This window comes from Siminovitchia thermophila, assembly GCF_016909185.1.
GTDB classification, from domain to species: domain Bacteria; phylum Bacillota; class Bacilli; order Bacillales; family Bacillaceae_C; genus Siminovitchia; species Siminovitchia thermophila.
In genome coordinates, this window is the sequence record NZ_JAFBFH010000068.1 from 1 (window position 1) to 4,339 (window position 4,339).

Annotated in this window: 6 protein-coding genes; all 6 read right to left on the reverse strand. The window is 40.8% G+C overall.

Annotated elements, in window-relative coordinates:
* Positions 1-151 precede the first annotated feature (151 nt).
* On the reverse strand, positions 152-1,153 hold the full coding sequence (locus JOC94_RS22380) for a hypothetical protein (protein WP_077110259.1): 1,002 nt from the start codon (positions 1,151-1,153) through the stop codon (positions 152-154).
* Positions 1,154-1,406: 253 nt separating this feature from the next.
* A complete protein-coding gene (locus tag JOC94_RS22385; RefSeq protein WP_077110260.1) occupies positions 1,407-1,952 on the reverse strand; it encodes a helix-turn-helix domain-containing protein in 546 nt (181 codons plus the stop codon).
* 39 nt (positions 1,953-1,991) lie between these two features.
* On the reverse strand, positions 1,992-3,221 hold the full coding sequence (locus JOC94_RS22390; protein WP_077110261.1) for a ParB/RepB/Spo0J family partition protein: 1,230 nt from the start codon (positions 3,219-3,221) through the stop codon (positions 1,992-1,994).
* 32 nt (positions 3,222-3,253) lie between these two features.
* Entirely contained in the window at positions 3,254-3,469 is a 216-nt protein-coding gene (locus JOC94_RS22395) for a helix-turn-helix domain-containing protein (protein WP_077110262.1), read from the reverse strand.
* Positions 3,470-3,756: 287 nt separating this feature from the next.
* Positions 3,757-4,065, reverse strand: a complete 309-nt coding sequence (locus JOC94_RS22400; RefSeq protein WP_077110263.1) for a hypothetical protein — start codon at positions 4,063-4,065, stop codon at positions 3,757-3,759.
* Positions 4,053-4,274, reverse strand: a complete 222-nt coding sequence (locus JOC94_RS22405; RefSeq protein WP_077110264.1) for a hypothetical protein — start codon at positions 4,272-4,274, stop codon at positions 4,053-4,055. The genes JOC94_RS22400 and JOC94_RS22405 overlap by 13 nt, the downstream gene beginning before the upstream one ends.
* Between the last annotated feature and the right edge of the window lie 65 nt (positions 4,275-4,339).

The following is a 4,339-nucleotide window of genomic DNA, read 5'->3' on the forward strand; positions in this document are numbered from 1 at the left end:
TCGATAATACACACGGTACCAACTGAAATACCGAGACGCTTGGCAAACTCCGCCATAGACAGGCCAAGATAATGCCTAATAGCTTTCACCTTGTTTCCGTTCATTATATAAACCCTCCTTTTATTCATTCTCACCGCTAAAAATAACGGTGTTATGCGCTCAATTCCTCATTAATAAAGCGATGATCCGAACGCTTATTCGCTTCACCTTCCGAAATTTCTTCATCTTTTTTAATCTTTACGGTAAATACCGGCTCACCTTCACCGCGTATAAATGCCTCGTACCTTGCCCGGCGCTCTTCGTCCGCGGATCTGTATTCCAATTCCCCGACTGCTTCCGCTTCAAAATTGAAACTTTCCATTTTTCCAGATTTCAACGCTTCAAGCTGTTCATCGTCCGAAAACGAGACTTCGTAACTTTCCGTTCTTTCCTGCTTGCTCGCATCGAGTTCAAGTTCTTCGTTTATAATTTCCGGCGGCAAGTATGTCGGATTGTCGTATAGCTTCGCTGTTCTAGCGAATTGTTCTACGCTTTCGAAATGTCCTTTACGGCAGGCAACACAACAAAAACGCGCGTCTTTACGCTTGGCATCTCGATAGTATTGCGATTCTTCATTCGTTGATTGGAAATGACTCTTATCTATCGGAAACAATTCAAGGCAAAAACGATGTTTGCATTGTCGCCATTTCTTGCGCTCTGTCCGGTAATCATTCCAGTCCGCTTCCTTTTCCTCAATTAATGTTTTGTAATCGTCGTAAAAATCCCATAGCGTATAGCTTGACCTTACGACATAAGCCCGCTCAAGTTCGCGCCATTCCTTCGCGCTGCGCCGTTTGATTTCATCCTCTTTATACTTACGTTCAAGCCATTCGTAATTCTTATCGAGTAGGTTCGCCCATGCGTCGATATGCTGACCGTTTGCCTTTTTCCGATAGATTAGCGGAACATTTGCCCGTCCTTCTAACGCTTTGCTAACGCCCTGATTTCGAAGATGTTTTAATTCGTGGCCGCGATTTTCGAGTAGCTCGTCCATTTGATCGGTGAGTGCTGCGCATCTTGCCGCGATTTCCTCGGCTGTATCCTGCTTGTCCGGCGTGCGTCCGTAAAGACTATTTAGTTTTCTGAATTCCCCCTGCATTGTCAGTTTTTCCAACTCCCACAACTCCCCTTTGTTTTTTTTCTGCCCTGTAAAGTTTTTTTACAGGTGCTTGTCTCTTTATATTGTTCTTTAAGAACTTCCTTCGAATAATACCTATATAGACACTCTCCCGACTAAACTTGTTTAGGCGGTAATGTATCTTTCTTTCGGTATATTTATATGGCGTATATTTATATACTGTAAAGAAATTAAACAGGTGTCCTGTAAACATTTTTAACAGGTACCCTGTAAAGTTTTTTTACAGGTGTTACAACCAATTCGCTAAAACATCAAAAGATTTATCCGGTACGGCTTTGACTTTAGGTTTCTTGACATCAATTTTTACAATTTTACGCTTAGGCTCGTCCTTCTCGCTCCAACTTTTTTGTTTGAGACTTTCTTCTTCCTCGTCGATTTTTCTGATTCGTTCTTCGGCCGCGGCTCTAATTTCGGGAAATTTACTATAAAATTCCTCGATTGTTGTTAAAGGCTTATTAATGTAGTAAACGTTATTTGTCCTCGTGCTAACTTTAGTTTTTTCGACGCGAATTAAGTCTAATTCTTCGAGAATCTTTATTTGGTTATTAACGGATGCTCTTGAAATCCCTGATTCGCGCGCCAATTCCCATTGATCGGGAAAGGCATAGCCGTATTCGGGATTCCAATGATCGTATAGTAGCTCGTAAATCAGCCGCGTATTCCCGTTAAATTTCGGATGCTGTGTATAAATCCGTTTTAAACTGTTCAAGCCCGGCGAATAATACTCGTCAATTTTGAACGGATATTGCTGCGCCTTCTTTTCTTTCTCTTCCATTTTCTACAACTCCCCTTTTTATGGTTTTATGATTTTGTGTCACGTGACACTTTTATTAATTTTTTCAGCTAAACTATCAAGTAACTCTTCCGAAAACTCCATTTCCATTACTTCTTCGAACATGCCCTCTAATTCCTCAATAGAATAAATGCTTTCTTCATTCCCTTCACAAAATCTTTCTGCTAACTCTAAATTGGACAATCTACTTTTCCCATGTTCATCCGCGAAATCATGAAACATTTTTGCGAATAAATAAAGCGTAGCATGAAATTTCTCTAAATTTTTTCGAATTTCTCTTGTATGATCCTCTAATGTTTTATCTTTCAAAGGATCGTCCCATTTTTCGGATGGATTAGCTCCTGGCGAAAAAAGCTCTATTTTTAAATCGTCCCAAAACTTATCAATCATCCAAGGCCGTAAACCTTCATCAAACTCATCTTTAAGGTTGTCTAAGTCTTGGGCGTTAGCAAAGTCAATATCTTCCTCCCTTATTTTTGAGATGTGAAGATTCCATAACCTACAATCCATTTCCGCAGTTAAGGAAAAACCCCTATTCTCATTTACAATCGTGTCTCCCTTGCCTCTGTAATGTAAAATTATTGAATTAATCATGCCATAATACCACCTATCGCCCCACTCTTTGACGTCTATTACAGACACTTTCTCACCATTATCGAGGCGCTCCCAAAATGAATCTACAAATCTTTCTTGAAAAAAATTAAAATGTGAGCCGCTATAGACTGGCTTCCCTTCCCAAAAACGATTAATAATAGATTCCATACGTAATAATTGTTTAGCATGACCGTCTGATAGTTTATTATCAGCAATCCAATCTTGAATACGAGGAATCAATTTTAATAACCTTAGTTTTGTGGTTACATACGTCCTGCTCTTACTTACTTTCTTAGCAATATCCTCATGCTTATAACCCATTTCGACGTATTTTTGAAAAGCTCGCGCTTCTTCAATCGGCGTCAATTGCTCTCGTTGGATATTCTCGATAACAGCGAGGTGAAACGCATCCTCGTCGTCTACTTCCTTAACTTTCGCCTGTATCGTTTCCAATCCAGCTAATTTATGCGCCCGATAACGCCTTTCACCCTGAACAATTTCGTACTTGTCACCTTTTGGCCGCACGAGAATCGGCTCTTGAAGCCCGTCCGATTTAATTGAGTCCGCTAGTTCCTGCAAGGCTTGCTCGTCGAAATGCTTCCGCGGCTGGTTTGGATTAGCAACAATTTCTGTTAGTTTGATAGTTTTTAAGTTCATTTACACAACCCCCGTTTTAATTTTTAACCGTGTCACACGACACATTTTAAGACCTTACTCAATTCTGCTAGTTCCTCATCCGTCAAATCGAAAGCCTGCTGAACTTTTGCGGCCGTTCTTGCTGTAACCGGCTTTAAATTCGTCTCAATATGTGATACCATGCCGTGACTAATACCGATTGCCTTTGCAAATTCACGTTGTGACAGCCGCCTCGATACCCGGATAAATCTAAATAGTTCGTTGTTCAATTCAAAGATTCCCCTTTCATAGTATTAATTGCGTACTTACTCCCTAAAAAATTTAGACACCGCGCGGGAGTTGTGAGTTATCACGGTGCCGACCTTCATTTCCTAATAATAAAGCGACGATTAGAACGGATAATTTGCTTGACACTCGAAAAAAATCTCTTGTAATATTAAATTATCATGATAAGATAGGTTATTTATGTTTAAATTTAGACGTACATCTTTTTATTATATCGGACACTTGGACTCTATTTCAAGCGTTTTTTGTATTGTTCACAAATTTGTCACAATTAACGATTAAACGCCTCCAACTTCTCGATTCGCTCGCCAACCTCCGCATAATGATTACGGAAGAAGTCGCGCAATGGCAGTAACTTCAACGCGACATCTTTTACCTGCCTGCGCTGTATAAGTAATTGCTCCATTTCATCGGCGGTAAGTTCCGGCCTGCCCCGCTTGCCCAACTCGTTCAGCCGTTTATCAATTTCCGAGTTTTGCTTCCGATAATACTGAAAATCTGCCTCGATCTGCTCGTATAGCTCGTCCAGTTGCTCAATGTATCCGATATGTAATCTATTAACCGTCGTTATACTACCCACTCAAATCCCTCCGGTAATTTAATTAAACGGGCATTCTCCGTCAGTTCCCACAATTCTTCTTCGGTGACTTCGGTACAGCCGAGTACCGCCTCTTTACTCACGCCTGTTATTTCCCGAAATATTTCCGGCTCGATATTATACGTAGCGCCTGCCTCCGTATCGAAGTTGTACCAATAGACCGCCGTTCTCCGATATGATATAAGTTTCATTTCGATTCCCCCTCGATAATGTCGTTATACTTCGTCACGTGCCGACCATAGGTGTAAATCTCCAT